The organism is Methylobacterium segetis, from assembly GCF_004348265.1.
Lineage (GTDB): Bacteria > Pseudomonadota > Alphaproteobacteria > Rhizobiales > Beijerinckiaceae > Methylobacterium > Methylobacterium segetis.
The window spans coordinates 1-16,241 of the sequence record NZ_SMNT01000068.1 but is presented as its reverse complement, the minus strand read 5'-3'; the positions used below and the strand labels follow the sequence as shown (position 1 = coordinate 16,241).

General features: G+C 71.2%; 14 protein-coding genes. 2 read left to right on the top strand and 12 right to left on the bottom strand.

The features are described 5' to 3' along the window. Positions 1-41 precede the first annotated feature (41 nt). The 10 genes from E1J50_RS17305 to E1J50_RS17260 form a co-directional block, all read right to left on the bottom strand. Positions 42-1,109: a lysylphosphatidylglycerol synthase domain-containing protein gene (locus tag E1J50_RS17305; protein ID WP_132255086.1), complete on the bottom strand. Its 1,068-nt coding sequence runs from the start codon at positions 1,107-1,109 to the stop codon at positions 42-44. A gap of 192 nt (positions 1,110-1,301) precedes the next feature. Continuing rightward, positions 1,302-1,940, bottom strand: a complete 639-nt coding sequence (locus E1J50_RS17300) for a uracil-DNA glycosylase (RefSeq protein WP_132255085.1) — start codon at positions 1,938-1,940, stop codon at positions 1,302-1,304. Further along, positions 1,930-2,688 (bottom strand): PIG-L deacetylase family protein, encoded by a 759-nt coding sequence (locus E1J50_RS17295; RefSeq protein ID WP_132255084.1) that lies wholly within the window; start codon positions 2,686-2,688, stop codon positions 1,930-1,932. The genes E1J50_RS17300 and E1J50_RS17295 overlap by 11 nt, the downstream gene beginning before the upstream one ends. A gap of 8 nt (positions 2,689-2,696) precedes the next feature. Further along, positions 2,697-3,935, bottom strand: coding sequence for a glycosyltransferase family 4 protein (locus E1J50_RS17290; protein ID WP_132255083.1), 1,239 nt, complete (start codon positions 3,933-3,935; stop codon positions 2,697-2,699). Beyond that, positions 3,932-4,810 (bottom strand): sugar phosphate isomerase/epimerase family protein, encoded by an 879-nt coding sequence (locus E1J50_RS17285; protein WP_132255082.1) that lies wholly within the window; start codon positions 4,808-4,810, stop codon positions 3,932-3,934. Before E1J50_RS17285 ends, E1J50_RS17290 begins: the two co-directional genes overlap by 4 nt. Further along, on the bottom strand, positions 4,807-6,396 hold the full coding sequence (locus tag E1J50_RS17280) for a YcaO-like family protein (protein WP_132255081.1): 1,590 nt from the start codon (positions 6,394-6,396) through the stop codon (positions 4,807-4,809). Before E1J50_RS17280 ends, E1J50_RS17285 begins: the two co-directional genes overlap by 4 nt. A 50-nt stretch (positions 6,397-6,446) precedes the next feature. Continuing rightward, entirely contained in the window at positions 6,447-7,478 is a 1,032-nt protein-coding gene (locus E1J50_RS17275) for a Gfo/Idh/MocA family protein (RefSeq protein WP_132255080.1), read from the bottom strand. After that, positions 7,478-8,674 carry a class I SAM-dependent methyltransferase gene (locus E1J50_RS17270; protein ID WP_132255079.1) on the bottom strand — a complete coding sequence of 399 codons (1,197 nt, stop codon included), beginning with the start codon at positions 8,672-8,674 and terminating at the stop codon, positions 7,478-7,480. Before E1J50_RS17270 ends, E1J50_RS17275 begins: the two co-directional genes overlap by 1 nt. A gap of 31 nt (positions 8,675-8,705) precedes the next feature. Next, the gene (locus E1J50_RS17265) at positions 8,706-9,623 is read right to left on the bottom strand and encodes an HD domain-containing protein (RefSeq protein ID WP_132255078.1); all 918 of its coding nucleotides are present in this window, start codon (positions 9,621-9,623) and stop codon (positions 8,706-8,708) included. Beyond that, complete coding sequence (locus E1J50_RS17260; protein ID WP_132255077.1) at positions 9,623-10,813, bottom strand: inositol-3-phosphate synthase; 1,191 nt, start codon at positions 10,811-10,813, stop codon at positions 9,623-9,625. The genes E1J50_RS17265 and E1J50_RS17260 overlap by 1 nt, the downstream gene beginning before the upstream one ends. A 314-nt stretch (positions 10,814-11,127) precedes the next feature. Here E1J50_RS17260 and E1J50_RS17255 point away from each other — a divergent pair, with 314 nt between their 5' ends. Next, a complete protein-coding gene (locus E1J50_RS17255) occupies positions 11,128-12,255 on the top strand; it encodes a transglycosylase SLT domain-containing protein (protein ID WP_425374944.1) in 1,128 nt (375 codons plus the stop codon). A 20-nt stretch (positions 12,256-12,275) separates the two neighbouring features. Here E1J50_RS17255 and E1J50_RS17250 read toward each other — a convergent pair whose 3' ends face one another. Next, positions 12,276-13,907: a DHA2 family efflux MFS transporter permease subunit gene (locus E1J50_RS17250; protein WP_132255075.1), complete on the bottom strand. Its 1,632-nt coding sequence runs from the start codon at positions 13,905-13,907 to the stop codon at positions 12,276-12,278. Beyond that, positions 13,904-15,139: an HlyD family secretion protein gene (locus E1J50_RS17245; protein ID WP_132255074.1), complete on the bottom strand. Its 1,236-nt coding sequence runs from the start codon at positions 15,137-15,139 to the stop codon at positions 13,904-13,906. Before E1J50_RS17245 ends, E1J50_RS17250 begins: the two co-directional genes overlap by 4 nt. A 208-nt stretch (positions 15,140-15,347) precedes the next feature. Here E1J50_RS17245 and E1J50_RS17240 point away from each other — a divergent pair, with 208 nt between their 5' ends. Continuing rightward, a complete protein-coding gene (locus tag E1J50_RS17240; protein WP_132255073.1) occupies positions 15,348-16,031 on the top strand; it encodes an HdeD family acid-resistance protein in 684 nt (227 codons plus the stop codon). Positions 16,032-16,241 lie beyond the last annotated feature (210 nt).

Sequence of the window (16,241 nt, the reverse complement as noted above, 5' to 3'; positions counted from 1 at the left end):
CGGCCATCGAGAACGGCGCCCTCAGCGGCGGGCAGGAGGCGTCACGGCCGCCCGTCCGGATCGGCGCCGCGGCGTACCTGCTGCGCCCGCTTGAAGATCTCGTAGGCGCCGAGCATCGCGAGGGCGAGCACGAAGGGCACGAGGTAGTAGCAGACCCGGAACAGGAGCAGCGAGCCGAGCACTTGGTCCCGCGGCAGGCTCGACAGGGCGAGGAGGATCGTCGCCTCGAACACGCCGAGGCCGCCCGGCGCGTGGCTCGCGATGCCGAGCATGGCGGCGAGGACGTAGACGGCGAGGACGGTGGTGAAGCCGATCGTCAGGCCCGGCGGCAGCAGGAGGTAGAGGACGGCTGCCGCGGCGCAGACGTCGCCGATGCCGACGAGCATCTGGCTGAAGGAGACGGAGGCGCCCGGAAGCTCGAGCCGCCAGCCCTTCACCTTCACGCTGCGCCGCTTGAGCGAGACCCAGGCCAGATAGCCGAGCACCGCGACGAGGGCGGCGAGGCCGACGCCCTGGTTCAGGCGGATCGAGGTGAAGGTCAATCCCGCGAGCTGGCCCGCCTCCACGATGAGGCTGAGGCCCAGCACGACGCCCATGCCGAGCCAGAAGGTGAAGCCCGCGATCACCGTGAGCGCGGCGATCTTGGGGGCCGACAATCCCTCCCGGGAGTAGATCCAGTAGCGGATCGTTCCCGCGGTGAAGAGCGGAAAGCCGAGGGTGAAGCTCACCGCGTAGCTCGTGAACGAGGCGAGCGCCGTGATGCGGTACCGGACCTTCACCTTGAGCTGGCGCAGGGCGAGCGCGTCGTAGCCGGTGAGGAACAGGTAGCTCACGCAGACGAACAGGAAGGCGAGGCCGAGCTGCTTCGAGGTCGCCGCCGTGAAGGCCGCCTGCAACTCCGCCCAGGTGACGGTCTGGACGAGCTTCCACAGGACGCCGATCGAGACGGCGAAGAGGATCACGCTCGCGGCGGTGCCGATCCAGGCGTAGCGGCTCCGCATCCCGGACGACCGGGCGACCTGCGGCACGCCGGCGGCTTCCGCCGTCCGGTCGGCCTCGATCGCCTCGGCGTCGTCGAGCGCCTTCTGATGCTGTCCGACAAAATTCATACGTTCGGCGTTCGCCTCCGCCGGGTGCCCCGCCCGGCGCGAAGCGGACGGTGAATCATTCCCCGAGCCTGTGCCGGACCGCGGCCCGTTGGCGAGGCATTTAGGGGCAATGGCCGGCAAAGGCCAGCGAGGCCGTCCGAATCCGGCGGTCCCTTCCCATCCGTTTCCGTCCCTGCGCACGGTGAGCGCAGATCACCGCTGCGTGAATCCGGGGCCTGCGAGATGGGCGGCGGCCGCGGCCAAGCCTTGGCGGATGCGCTCGGCGACGGCCGGCGAGGTGCAGACATAGGTCGGGCTCGGATGGGGGATGGCGACGACGGGCAGGGCCGGGCGAAACGCCTCGAGCGCGCCTCTGCCCTCGCCCGCGAAACGGCCGGCCAGCACCGCCACGGTCAGGTCGGGCAGCCGGTCGAGGAGCGGCTCCAGATAGGCGGCGGCCGCCTTCGCCTCCGCTCGCCGCGGCGCCCGGTTCAGGGCGCCCTCGGCGTGGATCACCCACGGCACCGTGTTCCAGATCAGGGTGTCCCGCCGCGCGATGCCGGCGCCCGCGAGGAAGCGGAACAGGTTGGCGGCCGTGCCCGTGGCGTTGTCGCGGGAGACGAAGCCGGTGCGAAAGATCGCGGGGCTGGGCGTTTCGAGAAGGAGGAGCAGCCGCGCCCCGACGCCGCCGTCGAGCGGATCGGGATCCGGCACGGGCGCCTGCCGCTCCGCGGCGATGGTCCGGGCGAGGTCCCGCAGGGGTGCCAGGTGGGGCGAGCCGAGAAGGGCGCGCCGGGCCGCGAGCGCCGCCGGATCGGCGAGGCTTTTCGGAGCGGCGGGCTCAGGCGCCATCGGCGCCCGGAATGCCGGCCGGCAGGATCCCGGAGACCCGGAACCGCTCGACGCCGCGCTCTTCGGCGAGGCGCCGGGACAATCCCTCGCGGCCGCCGAACTGGAAGCCGATCTGCGTCGCGTAGGCCGCGCAGGCGGCCTCCTTGCGGGCCTCGGCCTCCGGCGTGAGGCGGATCTCCCGCTCCGTAAGATCCGCGAAGCGCGTGCGCAGCGGTTCCTTCGGATCGGCACTGCGCACCGTGTAGGGGAAATCGCGCCACCACAGCACCGGCAGCCCGGTCTCGATGGCGTCGAGGGCCCGCACCATCTGGACGTGATCGACGTGGCCGCCGATCGCTTGCGGCGCGGCGAGGAGATCGGGCCGCAATTCCGCGACGAGGTCGCGGAGTGCCGGGGCGAGGGTCCCGACGATCCCGTCATCGGCCCGCGTCGGCCCGAACAGCTCGGGCGCCGAGCCGTAGCCGCGGTGCGGCGCCTCCCGGAACGGCAGGTGACGCGGCTCGGAGATGCCGAGGGCCATCGCCGCCGCCCGGTCCTCCTCGCGGCGGAGCGCCATGTAGTCGACCTCCGCCGGCAATCCCTTGTCGAGCTGGCAGGCGAGCGCGAAGCCCCGGGGCTCGGGCACGCTGCCCGTGAACGGGGTCGCCATGACGACGTGCCAGCCGGCCTCGGCGAGCATCGCCAGCGTGCCGCCGCAGGAGAAGGCGGCGTCGTCGAGATGCGGCGAGAGGGCGAGCGCGGTGGGCATGTGTCGACCTAGAGGAGGTGCGGCTCCGCCCGGAACCGGCAGGCGGGATCGACGGGCAGATCGGGCGAGAAGCGCGTATCCGGATGCGCACCCGCGATCGTCGCGTAGATCCCCATGATCTGGCGGCCGACCGTCTCCCAGGAATAGACGCGGCGGCACTCCTCCAGGCCGGCGCGGGCGATGCGGCGGCGCAAGTCCGCGTCCGCGATCACGCGGGCGAGCGCGTCCGTCAGTGCCGGCACGTCGCCGGGCTGGGTCAGGAGCCCGTTCTCGCCGTCGCGCAGGCAGTCGGAGACGCCGACAGAGTGGGTCGAGACCACCGCGAGCCCCGCCGCCATCGCCTCCAGGATGGTGTTCGAGAAGCCCTCCGCGTAGGTCGGCGAGACGAAGGCGTCGGCCTGCCGGTAGAGGTCCGGCACCGTCGCGTAGTCGGCGTATCCCGTGAAGCGGAGCCTCTCCTCGGGCAGGCCAAGCTCGGCCGCGCGGGCTTGCGACGCCTCGACGTCGGGACCGATGCCGGAGATCGTCGCGGAGAACGGCGTGCCGCGGTCGCGCAGGTGTCCGAGCGCGTCGATGAAGTCGAGCACGCCTTTCCGCCGGTCGACGCGGCCGTGATAGAGGAGGCGCACCGGGCCGGCATGGGGCTCGGGCAGCCCCTCCCCCGTCGTCTGCGCGAACCGCGCCGTGTCGACCGCGCCCGGCACGATGGTGAAGCGGCCCGGGTCGGTGCCGAGCCGCTCGCAGACCTCCGCCACGAAGGAGCGGCCTCCGATGAGGAGCGCGTTGGCGTGGTCGAGCACCGCGCACATGGCTCGGCGGTGCGTCTCGCAGCAGGAGCCGACCCAGTGGCCGTCCCCGCCCTGGATCGAGACTACGTTCGGAACGCCGAGCCTGGCGGAGGCGAGCAGGACGGCCCAGCCGGTCGGGTAGCCGTACTGGGCGTGCAGGACGTCGAAGGGCGCGCGCGCATGCTCGGCCGCGATCGTCTCGACCATCGTCCCGACGTCGCGCTCGAAGTCGCCGCCCTCCTGCTCGCCGAGCTGCTCGAGGCCGATCACCCGGACTCCCGGGACGGGCGGGGGCGGGCCGCCGCCGTAGACACGGGTGCCGAACGCGTCGCCCCGGTACTGGCTGATCATCGTCACGTCGTGGCCGGCGCCGACGAGTTCGCGCAGGAGATTCTGCGCGTAGACGCTCATGCCGGATATCGCCGGGACGTAGCGCCGGCTGACGAAGCAGATCCTCATCGGACAGGGGTTTCCCGTACGCTCGTGTCGGGCGGCGGCAGTTCCGGGCCCGGCCGCCGGCAATTCCTCAGGTATTCGAGCGCCTTCGGGATCATCGCGTCGGCCCGGTGGCTCTCGCGGGAGAGCTCGACGCAGATCAGCTTGCCGAAATGGATCGCTTCGAGGGCATCGAGCACCCCCGGCACGTCCATGTCGCCCTCGCCGAAGGGCAGGTGCACGTGGACGCCGCGCGCCATGTCCTCGATCGCCACGGTGCCGATGCGGGGCGCGAACTCGGCGACCGCCGCCGCCGGCTCCCGCTCGCCCGTGACGAGGCAGTGGCCGGTGTCGAGGGCGAGGGACAGGCCGTCCACTTGGAGCGCCGCGAAGTCGTCGAGCGTCTCGATCAGCATGCCGGGCTCGGGCTCCAGGCAGGGCACGACACCGTTCTCGCGGGCATAGGCCACGACCTCGGTGAGGCCTTCAGTGAGCCAGAGCCGCGCCTCCGCAGGGTCGATGCCGGGCTTCGGCACGCCCGCCCAGAACGACACGGCCTCCGATTTCAGGATCGCGCCGATCTCGATCGCCCGCTTCAGGAAGCCGATCCGGCGGGCGCGGCCGGTGGCGTCGGCCGTCACCAGGGTCGGCTCGTGCTTGGCCCGCGGGTCGAGGAGGAAGCGGGCGCCCGTCTCGATCACGGAGCCGAGGCCGCGGCGCTCCAGGCGGCTGGCGACCCGCTCGGCTTCCCGCGCCCAGGTCTCGGCGAAGGGGTCGAGATGGTGGATGTCGAGGGTGAGCGCGATGCCGTCGTAGCCGGCACCGGCGATGAGGTCGATCGCATCGTCGAGGCGGTGATTGGCGGCCCCGTTGGTGTTGTAGGCGAAGCGGAGACTCATGCGGCCCGTCCCCTCTGCTCCAGCCGGAACGGCGCGTGGTGCGATTCCGGCTCGCGATAGAGGGGATAATGGCTGCCGACGATCTCCTCGGCCAGGGCCACGTCGAAGAGCGGCTGGCCGCCGAAGCGCTCGATCGCCTCGGGCGTCAGGCGGATCGGGCGCAGGGTCTCGCTGGGCGTGCCGAAGCGGACGAGGGGGTGATCGCGCTCGATGAGCTTGCGCGCGTTGCGCTCGCCGATCCGGTAGTAGCTCATGGTCTCGACCTCGAGCCCCGGCACGATCGCCTTGACGACGCCGACCCCGCCGCCGGGCGGCGAGCAATCCACGTAGAGGATGTCGAAGCCCGCGTCGGACAGACGCTCGCAGGCGATGGCGCCGCGCGCGTGCCCGTCGGCGGCCGGCGTGGTCGGCAGATCCGCGAAGGATTTCGTCGTGCGCTCGGAATAGACGGTGTCGGCGAGCACGGCGTGCAGCTCCTCCGGCGGCAGCACGATCCATTCGAGCATGGCCTTCAGCGCCCGGCTCTCCTCCAGGTCGAGGCTCGGCAGGGCCTTCTCGATGAAGTCGCGGACGTAGCCCGGCGGCGTGACCCGCTCGGCGAAGGAGAGGGGGCCGTGCCCGAAGGCCTTGCGCACCCGCGCCGCCTGGAATTCGAGGAGCGCCTTGCGCAGGGCCCGCTCCCGGTCCGGGTCGCAGGCCTCGCCGCAGGCCGAGAGGGCGATCGGCGCCGGCGCGTCGGCGGGATTCCGGTCGTAGCCGACGACGTAGAGGTTCGTCAGGCCGAACTGGTCGGTGGCGAATTTCGGCAGCGCCCGGATGCCGAGCGATTCCAGCCTTGCCAGCATGCCTGAGGTTTCGGGCCCAAGCCCTTGCGAGAGATCGAGCATCACGCCCTGGTCGAGGGCCCGGAACAGGAGGCCGTTGCCGTCCCGCTGCAGCAATTCCAGAACGCCGTGGCCGAGGGCGAAGGGCACGTCCGGCCCTGCGCCAAGGCCGTTCGTGATCAGGTTCGTGAAGGGCTTGTAGCCCTCAGACAGCTCGAAATAATCCGTCGCCGCGACGTCGAGGGGCATCAGCACCGTCTCGCCGGTCGGGTGGCGGGTGGCGGCGGTCCATTCGAGCACGGTGTCGCGGTCCACGGGCGAGCCCGCGGGGAGGCCGAGCGTGAGCGGGTCGGCGACCGAGCGGGCGCCATGGACGCGCACGAGATCGGTGTAGGATCCCCGCTCCTTCCGGCGCGGGATCAGCGCGAGCGAGGGCATCAGGTTCTCGGCGATCTCGGCCACCGCGCCGATGATCGCCTCGTCGTCGGTCGCCCCGTAGCCGATGCCGCTCGGCATGGCGCCGACGAAATAGGGATCGTCGAGGAAGAGCGAGACGAACCAGACCGGGATTCCGGTGCGGTCGAGGGGCGCCAGCGGAAAGCCGACGATGCGCCCTTCGGGCAGGACGTCGAGATAGGCGCGCACGGGCTCGGGCAGGGAGTCCGGCAGGCCCTCGATCCGGCGCTTCTGCCCGAACCGATAGGCGCGCGGCGCCTTCAGGCGGGCGTGGCGGGCGCGGTCGTCCTGATCAAGCTCAGTCATGGTCTTCGATTCATCCCGTTCCGCATCGCCGTCCGACCGGTGCCGTGCCCTCAGCGGCCCGCCCGCGGCCCGTCCCGGCGGCGCTCGCTCTCGTAGGCTTCCACCACGAGCCGCATCGTATGCAGGTCGCGCTCGACCGAGTAGGCGTCGCGCTCCTCCGGACGGCGCAGGGCCGAGCCGAAGGCGCGCACCTGCTCCAGGAAGGGCGAGGCCTGCGTGTCGAAGGCGATCTCCTCCGCGCGGCCGCTGGCGCCGTCGGTCAACGTCACCGTGCCGCCGGCCACCTGCCCCATCGTGTCGATGGCGGTGAGCATGCCCCTGGTGCCCACCACCTCCAGCCGCCGCCGCGGCAGAGCGTCGGGGCAGTTGTAGGCGACGTGAAGGTTGGCGAGCACGCCCGCGCCCGTGCGCCCGATCAGCAGGGCGCCGTCATCGACCGCGTAATCCTGCGCGCGGGCCTGCGTCAGGGCGACGATCTCGGTGATCGATTCGCCGGTGAGGAAATCGACGAGGTCGAGCCCGTGCGGCGCGAGGTCCATCAGGGCGCCGCCCCCCGCCTGGAGAGGGTCGATGCGCCAATTGTCGAGGCCCTCGATGGAGGCCCAGCCCCGATCGAGCCAGCAGGCGTAGACGATGCGCACGGCGGTCACGGTGCCGAGCCGGCCTGCCTCGATCAGGGCCCGCATGGCGCGGTGGCCGGGATGGTGGCGCTGGTCGAAGGCGGTGCCGTAGAAGATGCCGCCGCCGCGCACGGCCTCGGCCATCGCCTCGGCATCGCCGAGTTGCGCCGCCATCGGCTTCTCGCAGAGCACGGCCTTGCCGGCCGCGGCCAGGGCCACGACCGCCTCGCGGTGCAGATGATTCGGGGTGGCGACGTAGACGGCCTCGATCTCGGGATCGGCCAGAAGGTCTGGGAGTGTCGCGTAGGCCCGCGCTCCTTCCGCCTCCGCCGCCCGGCGGGAAGCCTCCCCCGGGTCGCAGACGGCGACGAGGCGATGCCCGGCGGCGCGGATGCCGGGCGCCATGTAGTCGCGCGCGACCCAGCCGTAGCCGACGATGCCCCAGGCGACGCCGTCGGTCATCACCAGCGCTCCGGCAGATCGACGAATTCCCGCCGCCGCACACGCTCGGCCTCGGGAGCGGTCGGGGGGCCGACCCAGTCGAGCGCGTCCGGTCCGTCCGAGCGCATCGGGTAGGTGACGGCGGCTGCGTATTCCTGCTCGTAGCGCTCGGACGGCCAGCGGATCTCGTAATCCCCTGCCCCGTCGGGTGCGTAGAGCGGGTTGAGGCGCAGATGCGTGCCCTCGCGGGGCAGCGTCAGGCCGTCGATGATCGCGCGCGGCGCCGGGCGCATCCCGGGCCCCGCCACCACCGAGAAGGCTTCGCAGCCGCGGATCTCGGCCGGCAGCCGGGGCGCGGGGGCGCGGGTCTCCACGAGGGCCCGGGTCAGCTCGGCGTCGTCATAGACGAGGGCGTCCGGAAACAGCTCCTCGATCTCCTCGGCCGAGACGGCCCGGCCCGCCGAGAAACCCGGCCGGTCGCTGTTGTGGATGTGGCTGAGGGCCAGCCAGCCGTCGTCCCCCGCGTTCTGGCGGAGGCATTCGAGCAGAGACGCCTTGTCGTCCAGGAAGTAGAAGGCGTCGTTGCAGACGACGAGATCCACGGGCGCGCCGCCGACCGGCCAGTGGGGCGAGGCCGCATCGAAGCAGACGAGCTGCGCCCCCTTCCCCACCACCCAGTGGCGGGCGACCCAGAGCTTGGCGAAGACCACGTCCGCGCCCGCGACCTTGGCGCCGTGGCGCTGCAACTCGCGCAGGTAATGCCCGATGCCGCAGGCGAACTCGAAGACGCAGGCGGGCTCGTTCCAATGCGCCTCCAGCAGCGCGAGCCCGGCGAGGAAGGTCGGATCGCTCCAGCGGTGAAGGAAGTAGTCTCCGACGCGGCCCCAGCCGAGGAGGCGCATCGCGTCGCGCAGGCTGGCCTCCTCGCGCCCGTGCACGAGGGCTTCGAGGTCGGCCCGGTTCGCCGGCGGCCCGTTCCACCAATCGTCCTGGTCGGCCAGGAGGGCCACGAGGGCCTTCTCGCGGCCGTTCGTTGCCTCCGCATCGTCGAGATGCGCCAGCACTTCGGCAATGAGAGCCTCACGGCCGATGCGCAGATACGGGATCCCGTCGATCACCGGCCAGCGGGCGCCGGTTTCGGCGTCGCGCAGGGAATGCGGCGTGTCGGAACGGAGCGCGTTGCCCGTCTCGGGGGAGGTCAGGGTGAAGGGGATCATGCTCTGCTACCCGCCCCCGTCGCGTGTGCGATCACGGGATGCGCATATCCTTCAGCACCCGATCATGGAACCCCTTCACCGGCCCCGCATGGACGAGTTCCATCTCGTCGAGCACGGTGCCCATGGTGAGCGAGGCCGCGCGCAGGTGCTGCGCGATCTGCAGCACCCGATCGATCGCGTCCGCGGCGTGGAAGGCGCGGCCCTCCGCGGTGGCGTCGTCGGGCAGCACGGCCCGGGCCCGCTCGACGGTCGCGCGCAGGGGCGGGTCGAGTTCGTCGAGCGCCCATTGCGTGGTGCGCGCCATGATCGGCCCGAGATGATCGCCGAGCAGCATCTCGCCGGTGAAGCCGGCATCCGGCATCGCCGCGTTGTGGAAGTGGTGCGCCATCGCCGCGAGGAACACGGTGGTCGGGTCCGCCCGGTAGAACGGGCTCAGCACGACGCCGTAGACGGCGACCATCAGGCAGTGCTCGGCGTGGTTCTCCGGCGGCTCGAGGAGGATGCGTGGCTTGCCGGGGCAGGTCACGCCCGCGCGCGGCTGCTGCGCCAGCGCCGCGACGAAACCCGGTAGCGAACCCGCCTCCAGCGCTTCCCGGCTTCGCAGCCGCTCCCGCAGCCGCCCGCGAAGGCCGGCTTCCAGCTCGGGCGTGACCGCGTCGAAGCCGGCGACGAGCACGTCGCCCACGGCCGCCTCGGAGAGGCCCGTCGAGGCCAGGAAAGGGGCGTCGAGGTCGCAGAGGCGGCAGGCGGCGAGCGTCTTGGCCGTGATCTCGAGGGCCACGGCCTCGGGCGCGGCTCCGCCCGTCAGGGCGCTCCACCCCTGCGCGAACAGGCGCTCGGCGACCGAGCCCGCGCGCCCGGCCGAGCGGACGCGCTTGAGGTCGTTCAGCTCGACGAGTAGCTCGCGGAGCGCGACGGGTGCTGCGGCGCCCTCCGACGGGCCCGGCATCAGTGCACGCCGAGCCAGTCGAGCAGCATCTGCTCCTGCTTGCCGAAGGCGTGCTCCGGCCCGTGGCCGTTCTTGACCATCGGCGCCTTGAAGAAGGTCGAGAGCTGCTCCTGCACGCCGCCGTCGCCGCGCTTCTTGGCGAGGTCCAGCACGCGGGCGATCTCGATGACGAGGGGCGCGGCCAGGATCGAGTCCTTGCAGAGGACGTTGACCTTGATCTGCATGCGCTGCCCGAGGAAGCCGGTGACGTCGATGTTGTCCCAGGCTTCCTTGTCGTCGCCGCGGGGGCGGTAATAGTGGATGTGCACGAGGTGGTCCTCGACCGGGTAGCCGAGGATCGAGTCGAGCACCGTGCCCTTGGTGTTGAGCTTCGATTGCAGCGAGCTCGGATCGTTGAGGGCGAGACCGTCGCGGTTGCCGAGGATGTTCGTCGAGAACCAGCCGTCGACGTGCAGCGCGCGCGCCTTCAGCGCCGGCGCCAGCACCGTCTTCATCATGGTCTGGCCGGTCTTGCCGTCCTTACCCGCGACCGGGACGTTGAGCTCGCGCGCGAGGTCGAGCAGCGCCGGCACGTCGGCGGCGACGCTCGGGGTGAAGTTCGCGTAGGGCACCCCGCTCTTGATCGCCGCGTAGGCGTAGAGCATCGCCGGGCTGATCGATTCGTCGCTCGCGTCGAGCCCCTTCTCGAAGGCGGCCGAGGAGTTCAGCACCGGCTCGCTGAGATCGGGCCAGCGCTCCGTCGAGGCGAGGTTGACCACGACCACCTCGTCGAGGTTGCTCTCCTGGCGGAAGCGCCGCAGGTCGTTGGCGATGATGGAGACCGTCTCGCGGTGATCCTTGGCGACGATGCGGTTGCCGCCGTCGATGTTCTTGCAGAACTTGGCGCTGCCGACCGCCGGCCAGGGCGTGATGCCCTTCAGGACCTGGGCGCCGTTCTCGATATCCTGCTTGGTGAGCACACCGTGGCCCGTCGCGGCCGAGGCGAGGTCGTCGCCGTTGAGGTCCCAGCCGCCGAAGACGAGATCCTTGTAGTCGGCCATGCCGGCGACCGGAACGTTGGCGAGCGGCAGGCCATCGAGCCTGTTCGACCCCGACTTGATCATCTCGATGCCGGCGATCGCTGTGGTGGCGACCGCGCCACCCATGCCAACGAACGCAACGCCGACGCGGCGACCGGTCTGCATGCTCATCGGAACCGAACTTCCTTGCTGTGAAGACGCGGGGGCGTCGGACGGGCCAGGAGAGCCAGCCCCGCGTGGGACTAGGTAACTGGCTCGGTCAGGCTTCGTTCCAAGCCCCGCTCGGACAAATTTCTGCCCCCGGTCCCCTGAACCGCGCCCGAACGGATCGTTAAAAATCCGTAAAAACGCAGGGTTAACCGGCCCTTAAGGGTGCCACGGTTGGATCACCGGGTCGTCCCATTGTGGACACAGGGGGCGGCGACATAGCCGCCACTTGATCGAAGCCGCGCCCAAGCAAGCCGCGGCACGAAAAAGGAAGAATGATGGGGGTTTTCCCGGAGCCGGCGCTTTGCGCCGACGACGCGAGCCGTCTCGTGCTGAGCGAGACTGTGGATCAAGATCAGACCGTAGCGTGGCTGCTGCGAGCCGAGCCGAAAAGACAGGGCCGGCGCCATGCCAATATTCGCCGTCGTCTGCTGACGACTTTGCTGGCTGGCCTCGTCGGCTTCAGTTTGCCGCAGAGCGCGCTGGCGCCCGCCTCCGCGCACGATCGCATCGACGAGCGGGCCGTCGCGGCCCGGGATCTCGCGAGCCGGACGGCGCCGGAGAGGCCGGCGGACTGGGGCGGCGTGCCGCTCCTCGAGCAGGAGCCCGCCACCACGGCTCTCATCGTGAGCGATCTCGCCAGCCTGCCCCAGCCCCGCACCGGAGCCGGTGACGAGGTGCTGCGCTTCGGCGAGATGAGCGTGCCGCGCGCGATCGTCGAGACGATCCTGCGGGCCTCGGCGGAGGCCGGGGTCGATCCCGTCTACATGATGGCGCTGGCCGACAAGGAATCGAGCTTCTCGGCGCGCGCCAAGGCCGCGACCTCGTCGGCCGAGGGCCTGTTCCAGTTCGTCACCGCGACCTGGCTGGAGATGATCCGCGATTTCGGTGCCCGCTACGGCTACGAGGACGAGGCCGCCGCGGTCACCGGGCGCGGCGCCGCCATCACCGTCTCGGGCGAGGGCATGCGCGAGCGGGTGCTGCGCCTGCGCCGCGACCCCTACGTCGCCTGCCTGATGGCGGCGGAGCTGATCAAGCGGGATCGCGCCCGGATCGAGGCCCGGATCGGACGTGATCTGAAGACCTCGGAACTCTACCTCGCCCACTTCTTCGGCACGTCGAGCGCCGGCCGCTTCCTGGCGCTGAGCGCCGAGCAGCCGGGCACGGTCGCCTCGAAGGAATTCCGGAGCGCGGCCCGGGCCAACCGGTCCCTGTTCACGGAGAAGGCCGGCAAGGGGCGCCGCGGCCTGACGGTCGCCGAGGTCTACGAGAAGATCGACGACATGATCGACCGCCGTCTGAACCAGTACGAGGGCGTCGCCGCGCTTGCCGGGACCCTCGTCAGGGAGGAGCGCGAGGACGGGCGCGTGAAGGTCACCGACGCCTCGCTGCCCGATCTCCGCTGAGGCTGCGTGCCGGCGGCCGCTCAGGGGCCGGCCGTCGCATCGCCCCCGCGCTTGACCCGGCTCAGGATCATCGCGAGGGGAACCGCCGAGGCGGAGACCAGGGCCAGCGCCCAGAACACGTCGATATAGGCCCAGAAGGCGACCTGCCGGGCGAGCTGCTGGCCGATCCAGGCGGTGGCCTGCCCCTGCGCGTCGACGCCGGCCGCCCCGTGCTGCGCGAAGTAGCGCGTCGCCCGCGCGAGCGTCTCCTGGTAGGCGGGCTCGGTCGGCGTGACGTGCTCGACGAGCCGGCTCTGATGGAATTGCTGGCGGTAGGCGAGGATGTTCTGCGCGAGGGAGACACCCATCGAGCCGCCGACGTTGCGGGCGACGTTGATCAGCGCCGAGGCCTGATCCGTCTGCGACCGGTCGATGCCCTCGTAGGAGGCGGCCGTGATCGAGATGAAGATCATCGGCAGGCCGATGCCGATGTAGATGCGCGACCACGCGAAGAACCAGAACGTGCTGTCGCCGTAGAGCCGCGTGAGATCGTACATCGCGAAGGCGACGATCGTGGCGCCCAGGGCGATCAGGTATTTCGGCTGTACCTTGCCCGAGACGCGGCCGATCACGAGCATCATGAACACCGTGACGAGTCCGCCCGGCGCCAGGGCGAGGCCGGCGAGCGTCGCCGTGTAGCCGAAATAATCCTGCACGATCTGGGGGATGAACTGCGTCGTCGCGATCAGGATCGCGCCGGTGGCGAGCATCACGAGGAAGCAGGCCCCAAACTGGCGCTTGCCGAGGAGCCGCAGATCGACGACCGGATTCCTGCGGGTCAGCTCCCAGGGGATCATCAGCACGAAGGCGACGAGTCTGAGGATCGCGAAGGTGACGATCAGGTTCGAGCCGAACCAATCCTCGCGCTGGCCCTCGTCGAGGACGACTTCCAGCGAGCCGAGGAATGTGGCGACGAGCAGGAAGCCGATCAGGTCGAAGCGCACGCCCTCGCGCCGCAGCCGGCGACGCTCCTGCTTGGCCGAGTCCGGGTCCTCAAGGAGGAGGTACATCAGGCCGAGGGCGAGGAGGCCGATCGGCCCGTTGATCAGGAAGCACCAGTGCCAGGACACGTTGTCCGAGAGCCAGCCGCCCAGCGTCGGCCCGACCACGGGCGCCACCACCACCGCGAGCCCGTAGAGGGCGAAGGCCTGCCCCCGCTTCTGCGGCGGGAAGGAATCGGCGAGGATCGACTGCGCGAGCGGCGCCATGCCGCCCCCGCCCAGCCCCTGCAGCACCCGGAAGACGAGGAGCGACTGCAGGTTCCAGGCGAAGCCGCAGAGCACCGAGGCCACGGTGAAGAGCGCCACGCTCCACATGAAGAACGCCTTGCGGCCGTAGCGCTTGGCGAGGAAGCTCGAGGCGGTGAGCACGATGGCGTTGGCCACGAGGTAGCTCGTCACCACCCAGGCCGCCTCGTCGGGCCCGACCGCGAGGCCGCCCGAGATGTAGCGGAGCGCCACGTTCGCGATCGTCGTGTCGAGCACCTCCATGAAGGTCGCCAGCGACACGACGAGGGCGATCGCCCACGGGCTGTGGCCGCCCGCCGCCCTGGGCAGCGCGCCGGATCTCGATCCCGGTCTGCCCCCGCCCGCCGCGGCGGCGCCCGCGCTCATCGCACGCGCACCGTCGGGACGATCGACATGCCGGGGCCGATCGAGACGTCGCGGGGCCAGTCGTCGACGACGATCTTCACGGGGATGCGCTGGACGACCTTCACGTAGTTGCCGGTGGCGTTCTGGGCCGGCAGCAGGCTGAAAGCGGTGCCCGAGCCCGGCTGCACCGAATCGACCCGGCCGTGGACCTTCCGATCCGGATAGGCGTCGATCTCGATGTCGGCGTCCTGGCCGGGGCGCATGTCGGTGATCTGCGTCTCCTTGTAGTTCGCGGTCACCCATTTCTCGTCGGGCACGAAGGTCGCGAGCGCCTGCCCGGCCTGGGCGAACTGGCCCTTGGCGCCGGAGAGCTGCACGATGCGGCCGGGCTGCGCGGCGGTCACCGTCGTGTAGCCGAGGTTGAGGTCCGCCTGGGCGGCCTGGGCGCGGGCGGTGGCGAGGCTCGCCTCGGCGCTCGCCTTCTGCGCCTCCAGGGAGCCGATCTGCTTCTGTGCTCCGATGACGCTCGCCTGCGCCCGCTGCAGCGAGGCTTCCTGCTGCTCCAGGTTCGAGGTCGATTGCTGCGATTGCTGCACCGTGCCGGCGCCCCGCGTCGCGAGGTCCCTGTAGCGGGCGGCGTCGGCCTTGGCGAAGTCGAGGGCGGCCTGGGTCTGCGTCACCTGCGCCTTGGCGACGTCGATCTGCGCCCTCTGCGCCTCGATCTGCGCGTCGGCGTTCCGGACCGAGGCCTGCGCCGAGGCGATCTGCGCCTGTGCCTGCCCGACGGCCACCTCGTAGTCGCGCCGGTCGATCTGGAAGAGGGTAGTGCCGGCCTCGACGTGCTGGTTGTCGGTGACGGGCACGTCGACCACGTATCCGGAGACCTTCGGTGCGATCGTGAACTGGCGCGCGTCCACGAAGGCGTCGTCGGTCGATTCGTACGGGTGCAGGTAGATCAGCCAGTAGACGTAGCCCGCGACGCCGAGGGCGAGCACGGCGAGGGCTCCGAGGCCGAACCAGATCGGGTGGCGGCGGAGCACGCTGGGGCGGCTCTCATCCGCCTGCCCGTCATCCCCATGCCCGTCATGCCCGTGCCCGTCCTCTGACCGGCTCTCGCCGGAAGCGGGCCGGGATCCGCCGTCGGGTCCGTGACGGGCCTCGGCCGCGTCGAGGTCCAGGACGTCGCGGCCTGCGCGCGCGGCATCGCGCGGTCGCGCGCCGTCCCGCGGCGCGCCCTGCCGGTCATCAAGCATCGGTCCATCGTCCGCAAACGTTCCGAAGCCGCGCGAACGACCCGAAACCCTCGATAACCCGCCTCGTCCCTGCAAAGACAGAAGGGGGCGCAAGGTTCCGCTCCGCTTCAGCAGGGCTGGACTGCCGAAACCGCCGCCGGCGCGGCGGGTTCAGCCGCCGGGCTCCGGCTTTGCGACCCCGTCTCGCCCCCTCGGAGGAGCTTCAGCCATGACGACAGGCAACCCCATCATCCCTCCCCAGACGGCGGGTGCGGGTCCGGCCGGACCAACCCTCGTCGGCGATGCCCGCCTCGATGCGATGAGCGTGGTTCTCGCGCGCAACTGGTGGCTGGTGGCGCTTCGCGGCCTCTGCGCCATCCTGTTCGGGGTGATCAGCCTCGTGGCGCCGCTCGCCACGATCCTCACCCTCGTGATCTTCTTCGCGGCCTACATGCTGGTGGACGGCGTGGTCGACATCGTCGCCGCGGTGCGGTCGGCGCAGCGCCACGAGCGCTGGGGCCTGCTTCTGCTCGAATGGCTCCTCGACATCGTGGTCGGCGTCGTCGCCTTCCTGATGCCGGCGGCCGCGGTCTGGGCCTTCGTCTATCTCGTGGCGCTCTGGGCGCTGATCACCGGCGGGCTGATGGTGGCCGCCGCGTTCAAGCTCCACCTCGATTACGGGCGCTGGTGGCTGGCGCTCGGCGGCGTGATCTCGATCCTGTTCGGGATCGCGCTCCTCATCAACCCGGGCATGTCGGCGGTGGTCCTGACGTGGTGGATGGGCGGCTATGCCGTCGCCTTCGGCATCATGCTCCTGATCCTCGCCTTCCGCCTGCGCGGCCGGCACGAGGAGGCGGGCCGGCCGCTGCCGGGCGCGACGGGCGGAGCGAGGCCGAACGCGCCGGCCGCGTAGCGCCGTCCGTCCCATCCGGTCTAGAAAGGCGGCCCCGCAGACCTCTGGCCGGCCCGCGCCGGATGAACGATCAGCCATGCCGCCTCACGAACCGGACCGCCCGCAGGACGGCCCCGCCCCGGATACCCGCGCCGCCGCCCGCGAGGCGGCGGCTGCGGCGCGGCTCCTCGGCCGCCAGCTCGGCATCCTGGCGGCCGGCGCGGCCCGGGG